The sequence below is a fragment of the Micromonospora sp. LOL_024 genome, assembly GCF_048060415.1.
Classification (GTDB): Bacteria; Actinomycetota; Actinomycetes; order Mycobacteriales; family Micromonosporaceae; genus Micromonospora.
In genome coordinates this window covers 44,931-67,224 of the sequence record NZ_JBHMIS010000023.1, presented here as the reverse complement: position 1 = coordinate 67,224, position 22,294 = coordinate 44,931, and the positions used below count along the sequence as shown (strand labels likewise).

19 protein-coding genes are annotated in these 22,294 nt (G+C 70.2%); 13 read left to right on the top strand and 6 right to left on the bottom strand.

What is annotated here, in order from left to right; translation table 11 throughout:
- Positions 1–84: 84 nt before the first annotated feature.
- Positions 85–387 (bottom strand): adenylyltransferase/cytidyltransferase family protein, encoded by a 303-nt coding sequence (locus ACFHWY_RS21070; RefSeq protein ID WP_416581947.1) that lies wholly within the window; start codon positions 385–387, stop codon positions 85–87.
- Between the two features lie 21 nt (positions 388–408).
- On the opposite strand from ACFHWY_RS21070, the gene ACFHWY_RS21065 reads away from it, so the two are divergent.
- Entirely contained in the window at positions 409–660 is a 252-nt protein-coding gene (locus tag ACFHWY_RS21065; RefSeq protein ID WP_416581946.1) for a hypothetical protein, read from the top strand.
- 144 nt (positions 661–804) lie between these two features.
- Here ACFHWY_RS21065 and ACFHWY_RS21060 read toward each other — a convergent pair whose 3' ends face one another.
- From ACFHWY_RS21060 to ACFHWY_RS21050, 3 genes are all read right to left on the bottom strand, one after another.
- Positions 805–3,369 (bottom strand): nucleoside hydrolase-like domain-containing protein, encoded by a 2,565-nt coding sequence (locus ACFHWY_RS21060; RefSeq protein ID WP_416581945.1) that lies wholly within the window; start codon positions 3,367–3,369, stop codon positions 805–807.
- A gap of 360 nt (positions 3,370–3,729) precedes the next feature.
- The gene (locus ACFHWY_RS21055) at positions 3,730–4,134 is read right to left on the bottom strand and encodes a lasso peptide biosynthesis B2 protein (RefSeq protein ID WP_416581944.1); all 405 of its coding nucleotides are present in this window, start codon (positions 4,132–4,134) and stop codon (positions 3,730–3,732) included.
- Positions 4,131–4,385 carry a PqqD family protein gene (locus ACFHWY_RS21050; protein ID WP_416581943.1) on the bottom strand — a complete coding sequence of 85 codons (255 nt, stop codon included), beginning with the start codon at positions 4,383–4,385 and terminating at the stop codon, positions 4,131–4,133. Before ACFHWY_RS21050 ends, ACFHWY_RS21055 begins: the two co-directional genes overlap by 4 nt.
- Before the next feature lie 90 nt (positions 4,386–4,475).
- On the opposite strand from ACFHWY_RS21050, the gene ACFHWY_RS21045 reads away from it, so the two are divergent.
- The 3 genes from ACFHWY_RS21045 (at position 4,476) to ACFHWY_RS21035 (ending at position 8,068) form a co-directional block, all read left to right on the top strand.
- Positions 4,476–6,461: an asparagine synthetase B family protein gene (locus ACFHWY_RS21045; protein ID WP_416581942.1), complete on the top strand. Its 1,986-nt coding sequence runs from the start codon at positions 4,476–4,478 to the stop codon at positions 6,459–6,461.
- A 295-nt stretch (positions 6,462–6,756) separates the two neighbouring features.
- Positions 6,757–6,912, top strand: coding sequence for a hypothetical protein (locus ACFHWY_RS21040; RefSeq protein WP_416581941.1), 156 nt, complete (start codon positions 6,757–6,759; stop codon positions 6,910–6,912).
- A gap of 211 nt (positions 6,913–7,123) precedes the next feature.
- Positions 7,124–8,068 carry a nucleotidyltransferase family protein gene (locus ACFHWY_RS21035; protein WP_416581940.1) on the top strand — a complete coding sequence of 315 codons (945 nt, stop codon included), beginning with the start codon at positions 7,124–7,126 and terminating at the stop codon, positions 8,066–8,068.
- Between the two features lie 14 nt (positions 8,069–8,082).
- On the opposite strand, the gene ACFHWY_RS21030 is transcribed toward ACFHWY_RS21035, so the two are convergent.
- On the bottom strand, positions 8,083–9,828 hold the full coding sequence (locus tag ACFHWY_RS21030; protein WP_416581939.1) for an ATP-binding cassette domain-containing protein: 1,746 nt from the start codon (positions 9,826–9,828) through the stop codon (positions 8,083–8,085).
- 49 nt (positions 9,829–9,877) lie between these two features.
- On the opposite strand from ACFHWY_RS21030, the gene ACFHWY_RS21025 reads away from it, so the two are divergent.
- From ACFHWY_RS21025 to ACFHWY_RS20985, 9 genes are all read left to right on the top strand, one after another.
- Complete coding sequence (locus tag ACFHWY_RS21025) at positions 9,878–10,852, top strand: hypothetical protein (protein WP_416581938.1); 975 nt, start codon at positions 9,878–9,880, stop codon at positions 10,850–10,852.
- A gap of 556 nt (positions 10,853–11,408) precedes the next feature.
- Complete coding sequence (locus ACFHWY_RS21020; RefSeq protein WP_416581937.1) at positions 11,409–12,368, top strand: ABC transporter substrate-binding protein; 960 nt, start codon at positions 11,409–11,411, stop codon at positions 12,366–12,368.
- Positions 12,365–13,231: an ABC transporter ATP-binding protein gene (locus tag ACFHWY_RS21015; protein ID WP_416581936.1), complete on the top strand. Its 867-nt coding sequence runs from the start codon at positions 12,365–12,367 to the stop codon at positions 13,229–13,231. The genes ACFHWY_RS21020 and ACFHWY_RS21015 overlap by 4 nt, the downstream gene beginning before the upstream one ends.
- Entirely contained in the window at positions 13,228–14,058 is an 831-nt protein-coding gene (locus tag ACFHWY_RS21010; protein ID WP_416581935.1) for an ABC transporter permease, read from the top strand. Before ACFHWY_RS21015 ends, ACFHWY_RS21010 begins: the two co-directional genes overlap by 4 nt.
- A 73-nt stretch (positions 14,059–14,131) precedes the next feature.
- Positions 14,132–16,141 (top strand): hydantoinase/oxoprolinase family protein, encoded by a 2,010-nt coding sequence (locus tag ACFHWY_RS21005; RefSeq protein ID WP_416581934.1) that lies wholly within the window; start codon positions 14,132–14,134, stop codon positions 16,139–16,141.
- Positions 16,142–16,145: 4 nt separating this feature from the next.
- Positions 16,146–17,708 carry a class I adenylate-forming enzyme family protein gene (locus ACFHWY_RS21000; RefSeq protein ID WP_416581933.1) on the top strand — a complete coding sequence of 521 codons (1,563 nt, stop codon included), beginning with the start codon at positions 16,146–16,148 and terminating at the stop codon, positions 17,706–17,708.
- Complete coding sequence (purB, locus tag ACFHWY_RS20995; RefSeq protein WP_416581932.1) at positions 17,708–19,066, top strand: adenylosuccinate lyase; 1,359 nt, start codon at positions 17,708–17,710, stop codon at positions 19,064–19,066. Before ACFHWY_RS21000 ends, purB begins: the two co-directional genes overlap by 1 nt.
- Positions 19,063–19,812: an enoyl-CoA hydratase/isomerase family protein gene (locus ACFHWY_RS20990; RefSeq protein WP_416581931.1), complete on the top strand. Its 750-nt coding sequence runs from the start codon at positions 19,063–19,065 to the stop codon at positions 19,810–19,812. The genes purB and ACFHWY_RS20990 overlap by 4 nt, the downstream gene beginning before the upstream one ends.
- Positions 19,809–21,428: a thiamine pyrophosphate-binding protein gene (locus ACFHWY_RS20985; protein WP_416581930.1), complete on the top strand. Its 1,620-nt coding sequence runs from the start codon at positions 19,809–19,811 to the stop codon at positions 21,426–21,428. Before ACFHWY_RS20990 ends, ACFHWY_RS20985 begins: the two co-directional genes overlap by 4 nt.
- A 5-nt stretch (positions 21,429–21,433) precedes the next feature.
- Here the strand turns inward: ACFHWY_RS20985 and ACFHWY_RS20980 are convergent, their stop codons facing one another.
- The gene (locus ACFHWY_RS20980) at positions 21,434–22,258 is read right to left on the bottom strand and encodes an IclR family transcriptional regulator (protein WP_416581929.1); all 825 of its coding nucleotides are present in this window, start codon (positions 22,256–22,258) and stop codon (positions 21,434–21,436) included.
- Positions 22,259–22,294 lie beyond the last annotated feature (36 nt).

Below are 22,294 nucleotides of genomic sequence, written 5' to 3'. Positions count from 1 at the left end.
GGTACGCGCGTGCGACTGCGGACGAAGTGGCGGTGAACTGCGGACGGGACGGCAACCAGACGGTCTGCACACCGAGTTGTTCGTTCATCGCCGCGAGTTGGTGCTCGTAGCGAAGGTCCGCGGCCGTGCGTACGCCGCTGACGATGACCGTGGCGCCGTACGCAGGCAGTTGGCGGTGGTCAGGCCGGTCCAGGTGTCCACCTCGACATCGCCCCAGCCTGCCGGCATGGCGTCGCGTACGGCCGTGGCCGTGGCGCCGGCGGTTGGTCGCTTGTCGGCGTTCACCGCCAGCAACACGGTGAGCCGGTCGAACATCACCCGAGCACGGGCCACCAGGTCGAGGTGCCCCGGGGTGAACGGATCAAACGTACCGGGATAGACCGCCAACGAACGGGCGCCGAGACCAGCGTGGCGCTGACGAGCGCCGACGAGTCGCGCACCTTCCTGGCGGCGGCCCGCGGCCGGGATCTATCCGGCCGGTTACCGGCTCTCCCGGTCGCCGTCGACCGGGTGGTCGGCGACGGTGACACCGTCGACGCGGGCCGTTTCGACATGGAGATCGTCGCCTCGTCCCGCCGCCCAACGTCCACACCGACGGTGGCGTTGCCTGACCGGTGGCCGGACGCCGACGAAGGTCGGGTGTGCCGATCTGGCCGATGAGTGCGTCGCCGTGTGGTGAACTCGCCGACCATACGGCTACGGCCTTGGTGACGCCATCGGTCGTGGGGTGTCCTTCCGAACGGACCAGGTCCGTCCGGAAGGACACCATCAGGATCACTCGTGGGTGCTGTAACTACCCGACATCTACCGCACGTTGATGATGACTCTGCGGTAGGAGTACAGGTTCGGTGATCCGTTGTCGCGGAGGGTCAGGATGACGTGGAGGTTCTTGCCGGAGGCGTTGGACGGGACTTGGACGGTCGCGCTGGCGGCGGTGCTGTTGTTGATGGTCACCGATCCGTTGTGGGTGCTGGGCTCGTCGTAGTAGGACCAGGAGTAGGCAAGTGAGTTGCCGTCGGGGTCGCTGGATCCGGTGGCGTTGAGGTTGACGGTCGAGCCGGCGTTGGCGGAGATCTCCAGGATGCGCTTGCTGGTGTCGCCGTTGACGACGGCGACGGGGTGGTGGTTCGCGCCGGAGAAGCTGCCGGTGATGGTCCAGTCCATCCGGGCGGCGAAGTCGTTGTGGATGGCGGTGCTCCAGCGGCTGATCGAGCTGCCGCCGTCGGAGGCGTCGCTGTACATGTAGTAGGGGTCGAACGAGGGCTCGTTGGAGAGTCTGCCGTTGCAGGACATGCCTCGGACGGCGGTCTTCTCGGCGGGGCCGAAGCGGCCGCCCCAGCCGCCCCAGTCCACCCGGCTGGGGTCGGTCAGACCCGGCGCCAATTGGTGCATGAAGGACGGGGTGTCGCCCTCGGTCGCGTACTTGCGGTCGGGGTACTGGGCGCCGAGTGCGCCGTGGTTCTGCACGTTGCTGTCGAGCCAACTGTCGGAGGGCTGCCAGCTGTAGACCAGGCTCTTCGCGCGGATGTAGAGCAGATCCGGGAAGTTCTTCGTCAGCCACACACCGGCGTCGTCCTGACCGAGCACGTCGTACACCCGTAGCTTGCTGATGAACTGGTTCAGAGCGGCCTGGCTACGGGTGTTCCGTACCTTCCACACGGCCTGTGCCAGGGTGTTGCCGCCACCCCACACATTCACCCAGACCGGACGCGGATCGTTCTTGTCCACCGCGGCGATGATCAGTTCTGAGCCGGCGCTGTCCTTGCCGGCGCCGACGTCGGCCATCCCGTAACCGGGCTGACCCAACTTCGAGATCGACTGGAGGTACGACAGGCTGGGGTATCCCGAGGCGTGCCGTTGCAGGTTGCCGAGCACCTGCCCGTATGCGTTGAGTCGCGGGTTCAACAGGCTGTTCATGTTGGACGTACTCTGGGTCGTCCGCCAGCAACCGGTGGTCGCGATGATGCCCTCGATATCGACCTCGTTTGCGGTGACCAGCATCCGCACCAACGACTGGAGGTCGTCGGGGTCGGCACCCAAGTCGGTCAGGTTGATCACGCGGGGCTTCGCCGACGCCGGTGGCGGCGCCTGTACGGTCACCGTCTTGGCCGAGGAGTTGGTGCGGCCGCTGTTGTCGGTGACGGTGACAGTGATGGTGTAGGAGCCCGCCGCCTGGTACTGGTGGGTGGTGACCGCGCCGGTCGCGGTGGTGCCGTTGCCGAAGTCGGTCCGGTAGCCGGTGATCGTGCCATCGAGATCGAACGAGGCCGACGCGTCGACGGTCACCGTGTCACCGGGTGCCGGGTTGGACGGCGTGACGGTGAAGGAGGCTACCGGATCTCCCGGGTTCGCCACTGTGGACACCTTGATCGCATTGATCTTGGCGTTCTCGACGTTCGACCGGAACTGGAGATTGATCGCTCCGTCACCGACCGCGACGTTGGTCTGGGTCACGTACGCCGTGCTGGCCCCGGCCTGGGCGTAGATGTCGAGGTCACTGATGCGTTCGGTGCCCTCCATCAGCACGTCGAAGCTCCGCATCCCCGCCGCCGTGTGGTAGGTCTCGGCGAAGTACAGCGAGACGACGTAGGTCCCGTTCGGGACCGGGGCCGTGTAGGTGAAGTCGCCGTACCGTTCGCTCTGGAACAGCGTGTCGTCGGTGGTTCCGTTGATCGGCACCGAGTTGGAGTATGTCGAGCCGCCCGAGAAGCCGGCGTCCGCGACGAAGGCGGTGCCGTCCGAGCTGGTGAACGCACTACCGCCAGGGTTCACCGCCCAGACCGCCCCCGACGGACCGGTCGGCGTCGGCGTGGGCGGTGGCGTCGTGGGTGGCGGCGTCGTGGGCGGCGGAGTCGTCGGTGGTGGCGTGGTCGGCGGGGGAGTCGTGGGTGGCGGTGCGGTGGTCGGCGGTGCGGTCGTGGGGGTGACGGAGCCCGTGCAGGCGGTGCCGTTCAGGGTGAACGAGGTGGGCTCCGGGTTGCTGCCGTTCCACGTGCCGTTGAAGCCGGGGGTGACCGTGGCGTTGGTGGCCAGGTTGCCGTTGTAGGAGGCGTTCGTGATCGTGACGTTGCTGCCGGATTGGCTCACGACGCCGTTCCACAGCTGGTCGATCGTCTGGCCCGCGCCGAAGGAGAAGCGCAGGGTCCAGCCTGACGTGATCGGGTCGCCCAGGTTGGTGATGCCGATGGTGGCGCCGAATCCACCCGACCACTGACTGGTGACGCTGTAGTCGACGCGACAGCCGGCGGCGGCGCTGGCCTGGGTGGCACCCGCGAGGGCGGCGGTCGAGGCGACGACGAGCGCGGTGGCCGCGATGGCCCCGCGCCGCAGATTGGACGGTGGAACTCCGATACGATGGGTAAGCCTCATCGGGCTTCCTCTCTGCCGCTCATGGCACGCAGCGAGCGGCGTTGGACAAGCTGGGCCTGCGATCGGCGGAGTCGTCGGACTACCGCCAGCTTCCCGGCCATCGCTGCCAGCTACAGACAGGTCGAAACTCGGTCCGCGGCCGTTGCCCTCGGCCGCGGTGGTTCGGCGCTGCCCGGCTCCCATCGCGCCATCGATAGCCATCGTGCCAATGGGCGGGGATTCTTGCAAGTATCTTCGCCGCTGAATAGGTATTCGCAGGTCTGGTGTGGGGCGTGTGGAGGTCGGTAGAGTCCGGTCGCATGACGGTGTCCAAATGGGGTGCGGGCGTTCCGATCAGGACAGGTCGAGCGCTGGTGCGCTCTAACGCAGCGTTGCCAAGGGTGTGACGTGGGCGACCGGCCCGCCCTGCACTACCCTGCCGTCGACCGTCACCCAGGCGTGTGCGGCGAGGGGCGCGGTACTGGTGACCCCGAGGTGGAGTTCGCACGGGATGGCGCGACGTCGCAGCATGGCCCGGGTGGTCATGGCGCGCGGTAGGCAGACGGGGCGCCAGGGTAGGAGATGTCCGACGCGATCCACCACGCGGGCGACGCGACGTGCCGCAGGCCAGCGTGGTGGGGTCTCTTCCGTGGCCGTCGTGGGTCGCTCAACGGGCCCGAGGAAACGCATCAGCCGGGGTCCGGAGTAGACGGCGATGAGGAGTTGGGCGGTCGTGAGTCGGGCGGCGGCCTCCAGTGCGAGCGCTATGGTGCGAGGTCTGGTCACGGGGTGACGGTGATCAGACGCGCCCCCGCCAGGTCGTCCAGGAACGCGGTCACGTCGTGGCGGCACGTGTCCGGCTCCACTCCGTACTCGGTGTGCAGGGCGGCGCAGATGCCCTCGACCGTGGCGGGTTCCGCGATGAGTTCCCAGATGCGGGAGGCGACCGGGCTGAGGCCGAAGTATGCACCCTGCTCGGGGTCGAGCATGACGATCTCGTCGTTGACGGCGGCGGTCAGTGCGGCGGAACTACGCACTACCTCAGATGACAAAATGACTGACACGGGACAAATAGTGCCATACCGTCGCTCGGGTAGGTGGGCTTTCGGGTGAAGACAGGTGAACGCATGACGGGCTTCGCGGGCCTCGTGGGTCTGGACGGTCGGCCGTACGCCGAGCGTGATCTGGATGGAGCGGTCGCCGTGCTGACCGCCCTCGGCGCGGACGCGTACGGTCGCTGGTCCGGTCGGACCGGTGTGGTGGGCGCAGCCATGGCCACCGTCATGCACCACCGCGTCGCCGAGGACGACGAGGACCGGCAACCGTGGGCGTCGGCTGACACCGAGACGGTGGTGGTCGCCGATGCGGTGCTCACCAATCGGGCGGAGTTGTGCCGGATGCTGGCACTTCGGGACACCCTGGCATTACCGGACTCGTTGTTGATCGCCCACGCCTACAACCGGTGGGGCGACGATTGTTGTCGCAGGCTGCGCGGCGACTTCGCCTTCGCGGTGGTGGACGGGCGGCGTCAGGGAGTGCTGCTCGCCCGCGACCATCTCGGTAGGCGACCGTTGCACCTGTACCAGGGCGTCGGATGGCTCGGCTTCGGCAGCACCGCGCTCGCGGTCGCCGCGTTGCCGCAGGTGCCGCTGGAACCGGACCTCGAACGGGCCGTCGAGTTCCTGGCCGTCGTCCAGGACACCGAACGGAGCTGGATCCAGGACGTGACCCCGGTACCCGCAGCCAGCACGGTCTGGATCAGTCCGGAGCGGACCCAACGCCGCCGCTACTGGTCGCTGGATGTCACGCCCCGGCGGTCCGGATCCGCCGAGGCGCACGCCGAGGAGTTACGCGCCGCGCTGGACGAGGCGGTTCGCGTCCAGTTGCGGCATCGAGGTGGCATCGGCGTGATGCTCAGTGGAGGTCTGGATTCCACCGCCGTGGCGGCGACGCTGGCCGAACAGGTCGCCCCGGCGCGGTTGCACACCTACACCTCTGTGCCGCCGGCGGGCTGGGCAGGGTCGGGGAACGGACGGGACCCCGACGAGTCCTCCCTGGTCCGCCTGCTGGCCAACGAGCATCCTCACCTCGAACCGACCTTCGTCGACGCCGTCGGCGCCTACGCCATCGACGGTGACGACGCCTACTTCGCAGCCGGAGGAACCCCGATTCGGAACACCCTCAACATGATGTGGGTCAGAGCCATTCACCACCGGGCCGTGATGGACGGTGTCTCCGTTCTGTTCACCGGCGGCATCGGCAACCTGACCTTCTCCCGTGACGAGCCCAGGTGGCTGGTGGATCTTGCTCGCGCCGGGCGGTTGGCCGAGGCGTGGCGGGAGGCCGGCGCGTGGTCGGCACGACGCGGTCTGCGGGAAACCCTCGTCCAGGGGGTGTTGCGCCCGTTGCTGCCCGATTCCGTCAAGCGACTGATCGAGGTACGCCGCGGCACCCAGCCGCTGTCGGCACAGTGGCTGGCCGCCAGCCCGCTGCGGCGCCAACGGGCGACACCCGCGGTGGCGGCACGCATAGCCGGCGGCATCGACGCCTACCAGAGGATCTCCGGCCTCGGGCGCTTCCTCGACGACAACGCCCAACACGCGGAGGTGATGGCCACCCTCGACGTACGGTGCGGCGGGCGCATTGTCGACCCTACCGCCGACCTCTCCCTGATCGAACTTTCCGCAGGGCAGCCGGGCTGGGCGCGGCGCCATCGCGGACGGGGCCGATCCGCCGCCCGGACCGCCATGGCGGGCCGGGTTCCGGACGGCATCAGACTTCGTGAGGTACGCGGGGCGCAACTGCCCGACTGGTACGACCGGCTCACCGACCGGCGGGACGAGATACGCGACGAGTTCGCCGCCGCCCGGGCCGATCCGGCCACCCAGGAACTGATGGACCTGGCCCGCCTCGACGCGCTCGTGCGGGACTGGCCGACCTCCGGCCGTTCCGGTGATCCGGTCGTGACCCGGGACTACAGCCTGCTGTTGCCCCGGGCGCTGGCGACGAGCAAGTACCTGCGGTGGCTGCATCACCACCGAGCAACTCGACGATGCGGTGTCGCTGCACGTCCGCCGCAGGCCCGAGACCGCACCTCGCACCTGGCGTCGTGACCGAGAGTGCTGCCGTGATCGTCACGACAGCACGGTCACCTTCGGAAGGTGAATTGGCACACGAACAGGACGGCCGTAGCCCCATCAGTCCTATTTCTGGTCGCTTGGTGCGAGACGTTTGCCTCGATTACGCGGTAGCGGCTGTGGAGCATTGTCGGTAAGGCAGCCGTACGGGGCAGTTGGCCTGGATTCAGCTGCGGGGTAACAGCGCGAATGCCAGAATCACAGATGGCGCCAGTCGCCATTGTGGAGCAGATGCGGTCCGTTCGAGCCGCAGACCTAAACAGGAGGCAAGATGAGCATGGTACGTCCGAACGGGCCCGAGAGCGGCCTGTCGCGCGACGAGAACAAGCGGGCGTGGTCGGCTCCGCGTCTCACCCGCCTGTCGGCTGGAGCCACGGCCAGCGGCGCACTGCTGATTCTCGACGCACTGATCGGCCTGGACTCCTAGTCCGGCCCAGGAACGGCTGCACCGCTGCCCTCCAGGTTTCCGACGACGAGCGCAGTAGAGCCGTCGCTAATGTGAATATCGCTCATAGGTGTCGTCGGGGTGGTCGATATGAATCGTTGTCGACCACCCCGGCGGCCTATCGAGGTTCGGTGAGATGCAGAACTACGTACCCCGGCGAGGGGATAGTGCTGATTCAGCACAAGCGATTCAGGTGGCGGTGTTTCCCGACCAGCGGCTGTTGCGCTGTCTGTTGTTGGACTCGGTCGGGGCGCGCCTGGTGGCGGTCTTCCGGCAGCACGGGATCGAGTCGATCCTGCTCAAGGGGCGCAGCATCGTGGACCGGCTCTACGACGGCAGTGCGGTGCACCGCGGCTACCGCGACGTCGACCTGCTGGTCGATCCGCGGCGGCACGCCGATGCCGAGGCCATCCTCACGGGACTCGGCTTCGTCGACCTGATGGCCGGTGCCCGGCCCGGTGAGCACGTCCTTCACGCATCCACCTGGCGCCGGACTCCCGATCAGGCGACTGTGGATCTGCATGTCACGCTCGCCGGCTGCGGCGTGGCCCCCACCCGCGTCTGGTCACTGCTGTGGACCCACAGCCGCCGCTCGGCGATCGGAACGACCGAGGTGGCTGTGCTCGACGATGTGGCGCTCGCCTGCCACCTGGCGTTGCACGCGGCCCGAACCGGCGTGCAGGACACCAAACCGCTGGTCGATCTCCGGCGCGGTGTGGGGATTCTGGGCGACGACACCATGCGGGCGGCAGCGGAGCTGGCCCGGCGACTCGATGCGTCGCCCGCCTTCGTGGCGGGACTGCGCCAGGTCCCTGAGCTGTCCGGGTTGGCCGACGAACTTGGCAGGGGGGTGCACGTCCCGGCCGAACTCGCGGTACGGGCACTGACCCGGGTACGCGGCACGGGAACCCTGAACGCGCTGCACGCCGCCCGGCCGTGGCGGCGTCCCCTGTTCATCGTGCAGCGGGTTCTCCCGTCGAGGGCGATGCTGCGGCGCTCGATGCCCTTGGCCGCGCGTAGCGCCGTCTGGCTCGTGGTGTGTTACCTCCTGCGGCCTCTGTGGATGGCCGCGCGGCTGCCGGCGGCGATCCGGGCCCGGCGGCGGGCTGTGCGCTCGTGGGCGGCCCGTCCCCGGTGAAGAGGTCGGGGTGCTCAACCCTCGATGAGGAGGCTGTCCCCGCGAGCCGTTCCGGCCTGCTCGGTCAGACGCCCCAGTCGCAGTTGCATTATCCGGTCGCAGGCCGACAGGGTGCTCATGCGATGGGTGACGATCAGCACGGCCGCGTGCCGCCGGCACCCTTCGATCGTGTCGCGCACGAGGGCCTCGGCACGGGTGTCCAGGGCGCTGGTGGGTTCGTCCAACACGAGCAGGCGTGGCTGACCCGCCAACGCTCGGGCCAGCCCGATCCGCTGCCGTTGCCCGCCGGAGAGTGCCCGCCCGAGTGGGCCGACCGGATGGGTCAAGCCCTGCGGCCAGGCGGTGAGGTCTGCTTGCAGGCCGGCCGCCCGAGCGGCACGGCGTACGGCGGCATCGTCGATGTCGTTGCGGAGGAACCGGATGTTCTCCGCCACCGTCCCGTCGAGCAGGCCGGGGTCCTGCGGCACCAGGGCGACCTGGCTGAGCCAGCCAGACAGTGAGATGTCGCGCAGGTCGACACCGTTGACGGTGATCCGGCCCCGGGTCGGGGCGGCGAGCCGGAGCAGCAGGTGGAGAAGAGTTGATTTTCCGGTGGCGTTCCCACCGACAAGGCCCACCACCTCGCCCGGGCGCAGCGTCAGCTCGATGCCGGTCAGGGTGGGCTCGGGTGCCGAGGGATACGTGAACCACACGTCCTCGAACTGCACGACATCCAGGCGTGGTGCAGGGCGGCCGGTGGTGGTCGGGGCGGCCCGGCGGTAACGTCCGATCGCTGCGTTGATCCGGTCGAGGCTGGCCTGGCGGTCCGAGACGCCCTGCACTGCCGTGGAGATCTGCTGTCCGAGGCCGACCGCGCGCACCATCAGCAGCACGATGGCGCCGACCGAACCGATCGCGATCACCGATGTCTGACTGACGATGGCCAGGGCCATGCCTGCTCCGAGGATGGTGAGATCGCGACTCAACGTGGGTACGATCCTTGACTCGAACCGGACGCGGGCGGTGAGCCGCGCCGCCTTCTCGATCGGTCCGCGCGCTCGTCGGGGAACGATCTCGTGCACGCCGTTGGCCCACATCTCCCGGCTGAGCAGGGTGGTCTCACCGATGATGGCGGCCAGGTCCTCGTTGGCGCCGGCAGCGTCGCGGGCGAGCCTGCGGGTTCTGGCCCGGAACGGGTGGGCGACCGCCAGGCCCACCGTGCCGACGGTGGCGACGGCGAGCGCGGCGACCGGGCTGATCGCGACGGCGGCGGTGGTGAGTACGGCCATCTGCGCCGCGGCGACGAGGGCCGACGACACGGTCAGCATCCCCTGGCTGACGGTCACGGCACTGCTGGTGACGAGTTCCTGTAGGAAGCCGGGTCGATCGGTGGCCTGCTCGTGCCATCCCGCCCCGCAGTACGAGGACAGCAGTCGCGACCGGACGGTGACGGTGGCCTCGGTCGAGACGTGCGAGATGAGGCGTTCGGACAGCCAGTGGAGGTAACCCGCGATCAGCGTGGACGCGGCCAGGGCGGCTACCGCGTAGGGCAGGGTGAGCTGGTAGAGGCCGATGAGGGGGTTCGTGGTGGATCTGCTGTCGTCACCGGTCGCGGCCAGGGCCAGGGTTACCAACTGGACGATGAGGGCTGTCTCGGCGATGCCTTTGAACAGACCCAGGCAGGCGAGTGCGGCCAGTTTGACTCCGCCGGAGCGTACGTCCGAATGGAGGGAGCGAAACCAGGCGGCGAGGGCCAGCGGGTGTCGAGGACCCAGCAGCATGTATTCGACCTTAAGGCCGATAATACCTTCTTGTGCTAGAAAGGTGGTTATGGAGGTACGTCAGGGTCGATCGATCGAGGTGGCGGCACCGGCTGTGTTCGGGGCGGAGGTGAACGCCGGTCGGGTCGATCGGCGACTAGCGAGTCCGATCATCGCTACGCCCTGGTTGACGGCGGACACCTCGGAGGCGGTGCTGGAGATACCGGGCACGGCGAGGTTCCACATCTGGCGGGGCCGGCACATCCGGGTGCAGGCGATGCCCGGGGTGCCTACCTCGGTGATACGCATGTGGCTCGAAGGCATGGTCGCCTCGTTGGTCCTCATCCAGCAGCGTCGGTTCGCCCTGCACGCCTCCACGGTCCGGATAGGAAGTCGCCTCGTGGCCATCGCCGGGCAGAGTGGCGCCGGCAAGTCGACAACCGCGGCGCTCCTGGCCGGTCGCGATCACCCGATCGTCACCGACGAGGTGACCGCCGTTGACTTTCCGGTGGGCGAGGGGGGCGTCATCCCCACCGTGTGCCCGTCTGGCCGCCGGTTGAGACTGCGTCGGGAGACCGTCGACCGCCTCGGCATGGACGGCGACGGCGGTGAGGAGATCATCGGGACGGGGAAACTCGGCTTCCCCCTCGTCGCCCCCGATCACGACGACCTGCCCTTGGGGTTGATCGTCGTCCTCCGGCCGGTAGGCGGCGAGACGGCGCCGGCTGTCCACAAGTTGACGGGCCCGGCAGCCCTCACGGCTCTGATCGTCAATACGCTACGGCCCTACTTCTGCCTCCTCCAACGCCAGGCGCATCTGCAGTGGATAGCCGCCCTGGCCGGTGCCGTCCCGGTCGTGCAGGTCGACCGCCCGTCGAGCAGATGGACCGGGAGTGTGGTGGCCACGTTGATCGAGGAGATGGCAGCGGCAGACGGACCAGACGGCGGAATGCCCCGCTACGACCGTGCCGCGGCACCTCACCCGATGCTCTGCGTTGGCGGTCGGCACCAGGATCAAATCGGCGACGGTGGGGTCTGCGCGTAACGTCCCCGGCGGCGATTCGCACGCCGTACCAGGGCCGCGAACTCCTGTTTCGGCGTGTGCCAGAAGCTGCTCGTGGTCGATCGCCAGCGGTAGTGCGGTGGTGAACGCTGCGGTGGGTCCTCGGCGCGGTTGAGACCGGGGGAGCGGTGGCGGCCGCCGGGTGCGCTTCCTCGGCGGCTGCCCCGGCCGCTCTGGCTTCGACCGGCTGGGTGTCCTCGTGGTCAGTGGTGCGGTCTGCCCGGTGGTGGACCCGGGTCGGCTCCGGTGATCGCCTGCCCGATCCTCGCATCACCGACACGTTCAGTTATTGGCCTGACGTGTGTCGCAGCCGGCCGAGATTTCGGATTCGCCGTGTGAAACGGGTGTTGGTCAGGCTCTTGTTGGCCGCCATCTCGTCGGGGATGGATGACCGGGCTGGGCGTCACCCGCCTGACTTTGGCTACTGTCTGTGTCTAGGGGGTGTCGGCGGAACTCTTGACGATGTAAACCACTTCACAGTAGCGTCCCACATTAAGCAACCATGACCACAATATGAGCCGCTTAGTCTGGGGTAGCCATGAGAATGCGAGTTCGGGCCACGGCCGCAGCCCTGCTGATGACCGTCGCGGTGGCGGGGTGTTCCGAGAACCAGTCCTCCGGAGGGTCCGACGACGGCGACGCCGCGACCTCCGCCGCCGTCAACTTCGGTGTCGGCGTCGACCCGGCGTACTCGCCGATCTACCTCGCCGACCAGGACAACCTCTTCGACCAGGCCGGCCTCAACGTGACCGTCACCCAGTACCAGGAGGGCACCGGCGGGCTCGACGCGATCCTGGCCAAGCAGGGCCAGGTCACTGCCAGCACCGAGTCGAGCCTGCTCAACCGGGCGACCCGGGGCGACATCAAGGGGCTCGCGGTCTTCTCGCAGTCACCCAGCTTCATCAAACTCGTCGCCCGATCCGGCATCACCGACGTCGCCGGCATCAAGAAGTACGGCGTCGTGCCGGGGACCGTCAACGAGTACGCCACCAACAAGGTTCTCGACACCGAGGGCATCAGCCGTGACGCGGTGGAGTTCGTCAACGCCTCGCCCGCCGAGATGCCGGCACTACTACAGCGCGGCGACGTCGACGGCTACATCATGTGGGAGCCGTGGCCGTCGCGGGGCGTCGCCAACGGCGGCACGGTGCTGCTGACCAGCGGCGACATCGGATACGTCTACAACCTGATCGTCGGCGTCGACGGTGCCTGGTACGAGGCCAACCAGGAAACGGCCAAGAAGGTCGTCGAGACCATCGCCCAGGCGTGCGAGCAGATCACCGCCGACCCGGCCAAGGCCGGCACGGTCACCGAGACCGCGATCAAGGTGCCGGCGGCCGAGGCGCAGGCCCTCCTCGACGGCGTGCAGTGCCAGGTCCGGGACTTCACCGACGCGGACATCGAGCGGTACCACGAGATCGCCCAGTTCCAGCAGGACAGCAAGATCGTGGACCAGAAGGCCGACCCGGCGGCGGTCATGGTCAGGGGAGTGGTGTGACCCGCTCCGGCTCCCCGGTGTCCGTACGCGACGTCGACATCCGGTTCGACGACTTCGTGGCGGTCCGTCAGGCGAACCTGGACATCGACGGCGGGGAGTTCGTCTGCCTGCTGGGTCCCAGCGGCTGCGGCAAGTCGACGCTGCTCAACGCGATCGCCGGGTTCGTCAAGCCGGTCGACGGGGAGGTGACCTGCGCGGGCGTGCGGGTCACCGGCCCCGACGTGTCGCGCGGCGTGGTGTTCCAGAGCGCCGAGGCTCTCTTCCCGTGGCTGACGGTACGACAGAACGTCGACTTCGGTCCGCGGATGCGGGGTGTCGGCAGGGCGCAGCGGGCCACCGCGGTCGACCGCTACCTCACCATGGTCGGGCTCAGCCACAGCGCCGACCGGTTCCCCGGCCAACTCTCCGGTGGTATGCGTCAGCGCGCTCAGCTGGCCCGGGTGCTGGCCAACGAACCGTCGGTCGTGCTGATGGACGAGCCGTTCGGCGCTCTGGACGCGCAGACCCGGCTGGTGATGCAGGTCGAACTCGACCGGATCTGGCGGGAGACCGGCGCCACCATCGTGTTCGTCACGCACGACATCAGCGAGGCGATTCTGCTCGGCGACCGGATCGTCACGATGACCGCCGGTCCTTCGGCTGCGATCAAGAACGTCTACCCGTGCGATCTGCCCCGGCCCCGCGACCTGACCGACCCGGCGAGCGCCGCGCTCTTCCGCCGCCTGCGCGAGGACATCGGCGCGGAGGTGGCGCGGACCCTGCGGGCTCAGGGTCTCGACGACGGGCACGACGGGCGGGATGCCACGGAAGGCGCCAGCGACGACGGCCGGCCCGCCGGTGGTGAGAGGAGTGCGCGACGATGAGCGTGGACGTCCGCTCCAGGGCGGAGAGGGCCGGCCGGGACGAGCCCGGTCCGACCCGGCGACGCCGGAGCCGCCCCCGGCTGGCCCGGGTCGGGTTGTCGGTCCTGTCGGTGGTGCTCGGCATCGTCATCTGGGACCTGGTCAGCCGCAACTACACCGCCTTCTTCCTGCCTTCGCCGTTGCTCACCTGGCGGGGCGCGGTCGACCTGGTCCAGGACGGCACGCTGTGGAGCTCGGTCAGCGCCTCGTCGACCCGGATCCTGACCGGCTGGGCGTTGGGCGTCGTGATCGGCGGGCCGGTCGGACTGCTGATGGGCTGTGTGCCGTGGCTGCGGCTGATGCTGGACCCGTACATCCAGTTCTTCCGCTTCGTGCCGCCGATCGCCTTCGTCACGCTGGCGATCATCTGGCTCGGGCCGGGCGAGGCGTCGAAGGTCGCGTTGATCTTCTACACGACCGTCTTCATCGTCGCGCTCAACACGCTGGCCGGAGTCCTGTCGGTCGACGAGCTGCGGCTGCGGGCAGCCCGGGCGCTCGGGGCCAAGCCGGCCCGCACCCTGGTTTCGGTGGTGCTGCCGTCGACGGTGCCGCACGTCGTGACCGGCGCTCGGCTGGCCATGGGCAACTCCTTCCTGACCATCGTCTCCGCCGAGATCGTGGCGGCGCAGAGCGGCCTCGGATCACTCATCTGGACCGCCCGCAACTACGCCAAGACGGAGTGGGTCTTCGTCGGCATCATCGCCCTGGGCCTGCTCGGCTACCTCTTCGACTGGATCCTGCGGGTCGTCAGCAGCAAGACCCTGCGCCGCTACGGCGTCACCTTCTAGCCAGGCCGCCCGACGGCGGGCCGGCGACGCTCCGCCCGATCCGGCGCGCCCACCACTACCCGAAAGGCTCGCCATGCTGTGCATCGGCGTCGACATCGGTGGCACCTTCACCGACGTCATCGTGTACGAGCCGGCCACCGCCCGGCTCGCCGAGGCCAAGACCCTGTCCACGCCCGACGACCCGGCCGCGGCCATCTTCGAGGGCCTGGCCAAGCTCGGCGTACGCCTCGACGAGGTCGACCGTTTCGTCCACGGCACCACCCGGGTCACCAACGCGCTGCTGGAAGGCTCCGGCGAGCCGGTCAGCGTGGTCACCACGGAGGGCTTCCGCGACGTCCTGGAGATGGGGCTGGGGCACCGGCCGCAGCTATACAGCGTGAAGGAGGCGGGGCGCCCGCCGCTGGCCCCGCGTCGGCTGCGGCACGTGCTGCCCGAGCGGATCGGCGCCGACGGCAGTGTCGCACGGCCGCTGGACACCGCCGACCTCGACGTCGTGCTGGACCGGGTGGCTGCCGCCGGGCCGAAGGCCGTCGCCGTCTGTCTGCTGCACTCCTACCGCAACCCGGCGCACGAGCGGGCGGCGGCCTCCCGGCTCGCCGAGCGCTACCCCGGTCTGGTCTGCACAATTTCCTCGGAAGTGGTGCCGGAGCAGGGCGAGTACGAGCGGTTCACGACCACCGTGCTCAACGCGAGCGTCCGGTCGACGGTCGCCGACTACCTGCGCGGGCTCGGTACCACGCTCGCGGCGGGCGGCTACACCCACCCGTTGTCGATCATGACCAGTAGCGGCGGGGTCGTCTCCACCGAGGAGGCCGGCCGGCTGCCGATCAACCTGGCGCTGTCCGGTCCGGCCGGCGGAGTCGCCGCGAGTGTCCACGTCGCCGAGTTGGCCGGCTACCCGAACGTGATCACCTGCGACATCGGGGGCACCAGCACCGACGTCTGCCTGATCAAGAACGGCACCCCGTTGATGACCAACGACGGGAAGATCGCCGGGTACCCGAACCGCACCTTCCAGGTCGAGATCAACACAATCGGTGCCGGCGGTGGCTCGATCGCCTGGCGGGACGTGGGCGGCGAGCTGCGGATCGGGCCACGCAGCGCCGGCTCGACGCCCGGCCCCGCCGCGTACGGCCGGGGCGGCACCGAGCCGACGACCACCGACGCGCACCTGGTCGTCGGCCACCTCGACCCGCAGGAGAGCCTCGGTGGCGAGGTACGCCTCGACCTCACCGCCGCCCGGACGGCCATGCACCGGCTCGCCACCGAGTTCGGCCTCGACGACCTGGAGCTGGCACACGGCATTCTCAAGATCGCCACCACCAAGATGACCAGCGCGATCAAGGAGATCTCGGTCGCCTGCGGTCACGACCCCCGGGACTTCGTGCTGATGCCGTTCGGTGGGGCCGGCCCGATGCACGCCACCGTGCTCGCCGACGAGCTGGGCATCCGCCGGGTGCTGGTGCCGCCGGTGCCGGGCAACTTCTCCGCGCTCGGCTTCGTCACCGCCCAGGCCCGGCACGACTACGTGCGTACGGTGCTGGTGCCGGCCGACGAGACGGGCTTGGGCGCCGTCCGCGCCGTCGTGGCCGAACTGCGCGAGGTGGCGCGCGGACAGCTCAAGGCGGAGGACGGTGTCGAACCTGACAAGGTCACGTTCGGCCTGTCGGTCGGCATGCGGTTCCGGGGCCAGTCCTTCGACCTCGCCGTACCCGTCGAGGATGTGCCGACGACGGTCGAGGAGCTGGTCGCGGCGTTCCACACCACCTACGCCGACCGGTACGCGTACGCCCGGTCCGGGCACCCTGCCGAGATCGTCAACTGCCGGCTGACGGCGTTCGGCCCCCGACCCGCCGTACGGTTCGTGCCCCCGACCGGCACTCCGCCGCAGCCGGAGCGGACCCGGATCTACGGCTCGGAGGGCTGGGACGACGCTACCGTCTGCCGCCGTACCGAGCTGGTTCCCGGTGCCGCCGTGCCTGGACCGGCCGTGGTCCGGGAGAACGGCAGTACGACCGTGGTCGGTGCCGGCTGGACCGCGGCCGTCGACGACCACGGAAACCTGCTGCTCGTCAAGGAGTGATTTGGTGAGCCCCTGCGCCCTCGACACCATCGTCCTGGACCGCGCCGCCCGGGAACCTGACCGCCCGCTGTACGCCTTCGACGAACTGGACCGACCGGTGTCGGCGGGAGAGTTCGCCGACCTCGCTGGCCGGGGGGCCGCCGTGCTGGCCGCGCTCGGGGTCGGTCGCGGCGACCGGATCGCGGTGTGGGCCGAGAACAGTCTCGGCTGGCTGGTCCTGCTGGGCGCTGCGGCCTGGCGGGGTGCCGCCCTGGTGACCCTGCATCCCGGCCTGACCACCCCGGAGCTGACCGAGGCACTGGCCCGTAGCCGCCCGCGCCGGCTCTTCGTCGCGAACCAGGTGCGCGACCGCGACGGTCCGGCCACCGCCGCGCGGGTCGTCGCCGGCCTGCCGCCGGCCGCCCGCCCCGACGGCTGGCACGCGTTCGGCGACGACCTGGCCGGGCTGCGCGGCTGGACGGACTCCGTGCCGGCCCCGGCCGGACACCCGGACGCCACCTTGAACATCCAGTTCACCTCGGGATCGACCGGCCCGGCCAAAATGGTCTCGCTCAGTGCCCGCAACCTGATCGCCAACGCGCGGTGGACGGCCGACGCCGCTGGCCTCGGTGCCGACGAACGGATCGCCTCGCCGCTGCCCCTGGCACACGCGGCCGGCCTCGGCAGCGGCGCCCTACTGGCCCTGGTCACCGGGGCGTTGTGGGTGTCGGTCCGCCGGTTCCGGTCCGAGCCGGTGCTGGCCCAGATCGCCCGGCACCGGTGCACCGTGCTACAGGCCGTACCGACGATGGCGACGCTGCTCGCCGACACGGTCGAGGCGGAACCGGACCGCTTCGACCTGTCGTCGCTGCGGGTCGGATTCCTCGGCGGTGCGCCCTGCGCACCGGCGCTGCTCGCCCGAACCCGGCGGGTGCTCGGGCTGGACCACATCGCTGTGGTCTACGGCCAGACCGAGGCCGGGCCGACGATCAGCGTCGACCCCGGAGACGGCAGCTGCGGCAGGCCCGGCGACACGGTCGGCCGGATCGTCCCGGACCTGGGTGCCGCCGTCGTGGCCCCCGGCACCCGGACCGAACTGCCCGCCGGCCAGCCCGGTGAGCTGCTGGTGCGTGGCGAGTCGGTGACCGTCGGCTACATCGACGACCCGGACGCCACCCGGGCCACGGTCACCACCGACGGCTGGCTGCGTACCGGAGACCTGGGCGCGCTCGACGCCGACCGGATCTTCACCCTCACCGGCCGGGTCAAGGAACTGATCATCCGGGGCGGCGAGAACGTCAGCCCGGCCGAGGTGGAGGCGGCGTTGCTCGACGACCCGGCCGTCGCCCAGGTGTGCGTACTCGGTGTGCCCTCGCCGCGCTGGGGCGAGGAGGTCGGCGCCCTCGTCGTCGCCGCCGCTGGCGCCGACGTCGGCCCCGACCGGCTCACCGGGGTGGCCGCCGCCCGGCTGGCCCGACACAAGGTGCCGACACTGATCCGGACGGTGCCGGGCCTGCCGTTGCTGCCGTCCGGCAAGGTCGACCGGCGTGCCGCGCTCGGCCTGCTCACCGGTGAGGAGGAGCGCTGATGCAACTCGGCTCGTGCTTTCTGGACTCGTTGACCGTCACCAGCTTCTTCGGCAACGCCGAGATGCGCGGGATCTTCAACGACCGCCAGCTCATGCAGTCCTGGCTCGACGTCGAGGCGGCCCTGGCCCGCGGCCAGGCAGGCCTCGGCGTCATCCCGTCGGCGGCGGCCCAGGCGATCACCGACGTCGCCTGTCTCGACCGGCTCGACACGGCGGTGCTCGCCGCCGGCGCCGCCGACACCGTGCACCCGCTGGTCCCGCTGGTCCGGGCGCTGACCGACGCCTGCCCCGGCGACGCCGGCCGTTACGTCCATCTCGGTGCGACCACCCAGGACGTGATGGACACCGGTTTCGTGCTGCGGGCCCGGGCCGGCCTGGACGTCGTCGCGGGCCAGGTCGACGAGCTGGTACGCATTCTGCGCCGGCTGGCCCTGCGACACCGGGCCACCCCGATGCCGGCCCGGACCCACGGCCAGCAGGCGCTGCCGACCACGTTCGGTCTGCGCTGCGCGGTGTGGCAGAGCGAGCTGCAACGGCACCGGGCCCGACTCGCCCAGATGCGCGAACGGCTGCTGGTGACCAGCATGGGTGGGGCCGCCGGCACGATGGCCGGCTACGGCCCGCAGGCGTTCGCCCTGGAACGCGCGGTGGCCGACGAACTCGGCCTCGGAGTCGCGGACACCCCGTGGCATGCCACGTCGGACCGGTTCGCCGAGTGCCTGATGGTCCTCGGGCTGGTCGCCGCCAGCGCCGAGAAGCTGGCCCGGGAGGTCTACTTCCTTGGGCGTACCGAGGTCGGCGAGGCCCACGAGCCGCAACGTGCCACCCAGGTCGGCAGCAGCACCATGCCGCACAAACGCAATCCGATCCGGTGCGAGGCGGTGATCGCCGCCGCCGGCACTCTGCGCGCCCAGGTGCCGCTGGCACTGCAGACCATGGTCGCCCAGGACGACCGCGACATGGGTGTCGGCATGACGCTGTGGAAGCTGCTGCCGGAATGTTTCATCCTCATCGGTGGTGCCCTGGAACGGTTGGTCGAGGTCTTCGGCGACCTTGGCGTCAACCCGGACCGGATGCGCGCCAACCTGGACATCACCGGTGGGCTCGTGCTGTCCGAGGCGGTCATGCTCCGCCTCGCCGACCGGCTCGGCCGCGAGCAGGCCCACCACCTGGTGATGCGGATCGTGCGCGACAGCCTGGAGCAGAACCGCTCGTTCGTCGAGGTGCTGCGCGCCGACCCGCAGGTGGCCGCCGCCCTGCCCGGCAGTGAACTGGCCGGGTTGCTCGACCCGCTGTCGTACGTCGGCCATGCCGCCGCGCTCGTCGACCGAGCCCTCCTGACCTCGGAGTCAACATGACCATTGACCAGTCCGTGCTGCTGCACCGCTCCGGCCGGTTGGCCCGGGTGACCCTGCACCGGCCACTGCGGCGCAACAGCTTCAACCTCGACATGCTCGCCCGCTTCGAGGACGTGTTGCACGAACTCGGCCGGGACCGCACGGTCGAGGTGGTGGTGCTCACCGGCGAGGGCACGGCGTTCTGTGCCGGCACCGACCTGCACGAGCTGACCGACCTCGATGCCGAGGCCACCATGTACGTCCAGCGGCGTACCGGCGAACTCGTCGAGCGCTGGTACCGGCTGGAGCAGACGACGGTCGCTGCCTTCAACGGGCCGGCGATCGGCTCGGGTGCCGTACTCGGGCTCGCCAGCGACCTGCGGGTGGCCGCCGACAGCGCGTTCTTCACCTTCCCCGAGGTGACCTTCGGTATCCCGCTGACCTGGAGCGGCATGGCGATCCTCGCCGATCTGGTCGGTGCCGACCTGGCCAAGCGTTGGTTGCTGCTCGGCGAGCGGGTCGAACCCGCCGACATGCTGGCCCTGCGTCTGGTCACCGGCGTGGTCGACGCCGAGGAACTGCCGGTCGCCGTCGCCGGCATCACCGACCGGTTGCTCGCCACGTCGGCGGTCGGCCGTTCGATGACCAAGCGCGCTGCCCGGCTGGCCGGTCCGCGGTTCGAGGCGGTGGCCAACGACTCCTACCTCGGGGCGCTGAGTGTGGCGCTACGCCCGCCCGGCGGATACCTCGACGGGGGCGCGCGATGAAGGTCTTCGAGGCGATCGCCGACGCCGTTGTCGCGCACGGCGTCGACACCGTCTTCGGTCTGCTCGGCGACGCCAACATGTTCCTGGTCGCCGACCTGGTGAACCGGCACGGTGTGCGGTTCGTCGCGGCCCGTAACGAGAACGCCGCGGTGATGATGGCCGACGGGTACGCCCGGACCACCGGCCGGTGTGCGGTCGCCACCGTCACCCACGGGCCGGGGCTGGCGGTGGCCGGGGCGGCGTTGACCATCGCCCGGCAGGCCCGTACCCCGCTGGTCCTGATCGCCGGCGACACCCCGCCCGGCGACCCGCTGCACGTGCAGCACTTCGATCAGCAGCCGTTCGTGCTGGCGACCGCGGGCACGTTCGTGCCGACGACCGCCGCCGGGACCGCCGTACGGGATGTCGGGCTGGCGTTCCGGGCGGCCCGCGAGATGCCCGGCCCGGTCGTGCTGAACGTGCCGATCGACCTTGCCGAAGAGCCGGTGCCGGCCGGCACGGTCGTCCCGGTGCCGGCGGTGCCCCGCCTGCCGCGACCGCTCGTGCCGGATCCCGTCGACGTCGAAGCGCTCGCGCTACGGCTACGTGCGGCGCACCGCCCGGTGCTGCTCGCCGGCCGGGGCGCCGAGCCGGCCGCCGCCGAGATCCGGGAACTCGCCGACCGCAGCGGGGCCCTGCTCGCCACCACGTTGATGGCCGCCGGCCTGTTCGCCGGGCATCCGTTCAACCTCGGGGTGGCTGGTGGGCTGGCTAGGCCGCTGACCCGGCGGACGTTGGCCGGGGCGGACCTGGTGGTCACCTTCGGGGCTGGGCTCAACCGGTGGACCGTCGATCATGGTGCCCTCTTCCCGGATGCGGCGGTGGTCAGCGTGGACGTCGACCCGGCGGCGATCGGGGCCCGCTGGCCGGTGGCCGCCGGGGTGGTCGGCGACGCGGGCGAGACGGCCCGGGCGGTATCGGCGGTGCTGGCACCGGTGAGCCGGCCACACTGGCGTCGTCCGGGCCTGTCGGCAGAGCTGGCGGCCGCCGACCCGTTCGCCGGCCTGCCCATCGAATCCTCGGCTGCCCGGATCGACCCGCGGGAGTTCATCCGAATCTGCGCCGGCCGCCTGCCGCGCGAGCGGACCACCGTGGTCGGCGTCGGTCACTTCGGTGGCTGGCCCAATCTGCTGCTCGACTCGGTCGCCACCGACCGGTCGTTCCTCGCGCCGTGGGAGTTCGGCAGCATCGGCGTCGGGCTGCCGTTCGCGGTGGGTGCCGCCGTGGGGCGTCCCGACCGGCCGGTGGTCGCCTTCGAGGGCGACGGCAGCCTGCTCACCGGGCTCGGTGAGCTGGACACTCTGGCCCGGGTCGACGCGCCGGTGCTGCTGGTGCTGCTCGACGACGCCGCGTACGGCGCGGAGGTGCGCAAACTCGCCCCCCGCGGAGTCGATCCGGAGTTGGCCCGCTTTCCCGAACGGGACCTCGCCGCGGCAGCCCGCGCGCTCGGGGTGCCGGCGTGGACCGTCACCGACGAAGTGGGCGCGCAGGCGGCCTTCGACGAGCTGCTGCCGCTGGTCGGGCCGGCCGTGCTGCACGTGCGGGTACGACCCGACGTGGTGCAGGAGAAGTTTTGACCGGGTCAGTCGCCCCAGACGTCGCCGAAGCCGTGCCCGAGTTGCCGGGACAGATCGTCGGCGGTCCGGCAGGCCGCCGTGGCAAGCTGCGCCACCCGGTCCTCGTCGAGCCGGAAGATGGGGCCGGAGACGCTGATGGCGCCGGTGACCCGACCGTGGCGGTCGCGGACCGGTGCGGCCACGACCCGCAGTCCCTGCTCGCTCTCCTGGTCGTTGAGCGCCCAGCCCTGCTGCCGGACGGTCGCCATCCGGGACACGAACGTGTCCAGGTCGGTGATCGTGTTGCCGGTCAGGGCGGTGAACGGTGCGGTGGCCAGCGTGGTCCGCAGTGCCGCGTCGTCCTGGTCGATCAGCAGGGCCTTGCCGGCGGCGCTGCACCACAGCGGGATGCGCCGGCCGAGCCGGGAGACGAGTTGCAGGTTGCGGGTGCCCTGGACGACGTGGATCGAGATCGCGTCGAGGTCCTCCAGGATCGACAGGTTGACGCTCTCGCCCTCCTCCTCGGCCAGCCGGTGTACCAGGGGGCGGGCGAGGGCGTGCAGGTCGAGGCCGGCGAGGTAGCGCGCGCCGAGTTCGAAGACCGTGACCCCGAGGCGGTAGTTCCCGTTCTCCTCGTTGCGCTGCAGGAAGCCGGCATCGGCCAGGGCCCGGAACAGCCGGCTGGCGGTCGACTTGTGTAGGCCGAGTTCGCGGCTGACGTCGCTGACCTTGCGCTCGGTGTCGTTGCCGCGGAAGGCGAGCAGCACGCTGAGCGCGCGGTCCAGTGCCTGCGTGCCGGACTCGCGGGGGGGCGGCCCGTCGTCCGGGCTGGTGTCAGTGGCGTACGACATCTTGCTTCCCACCTTCTCGGTTGCTAGGTTTCACAA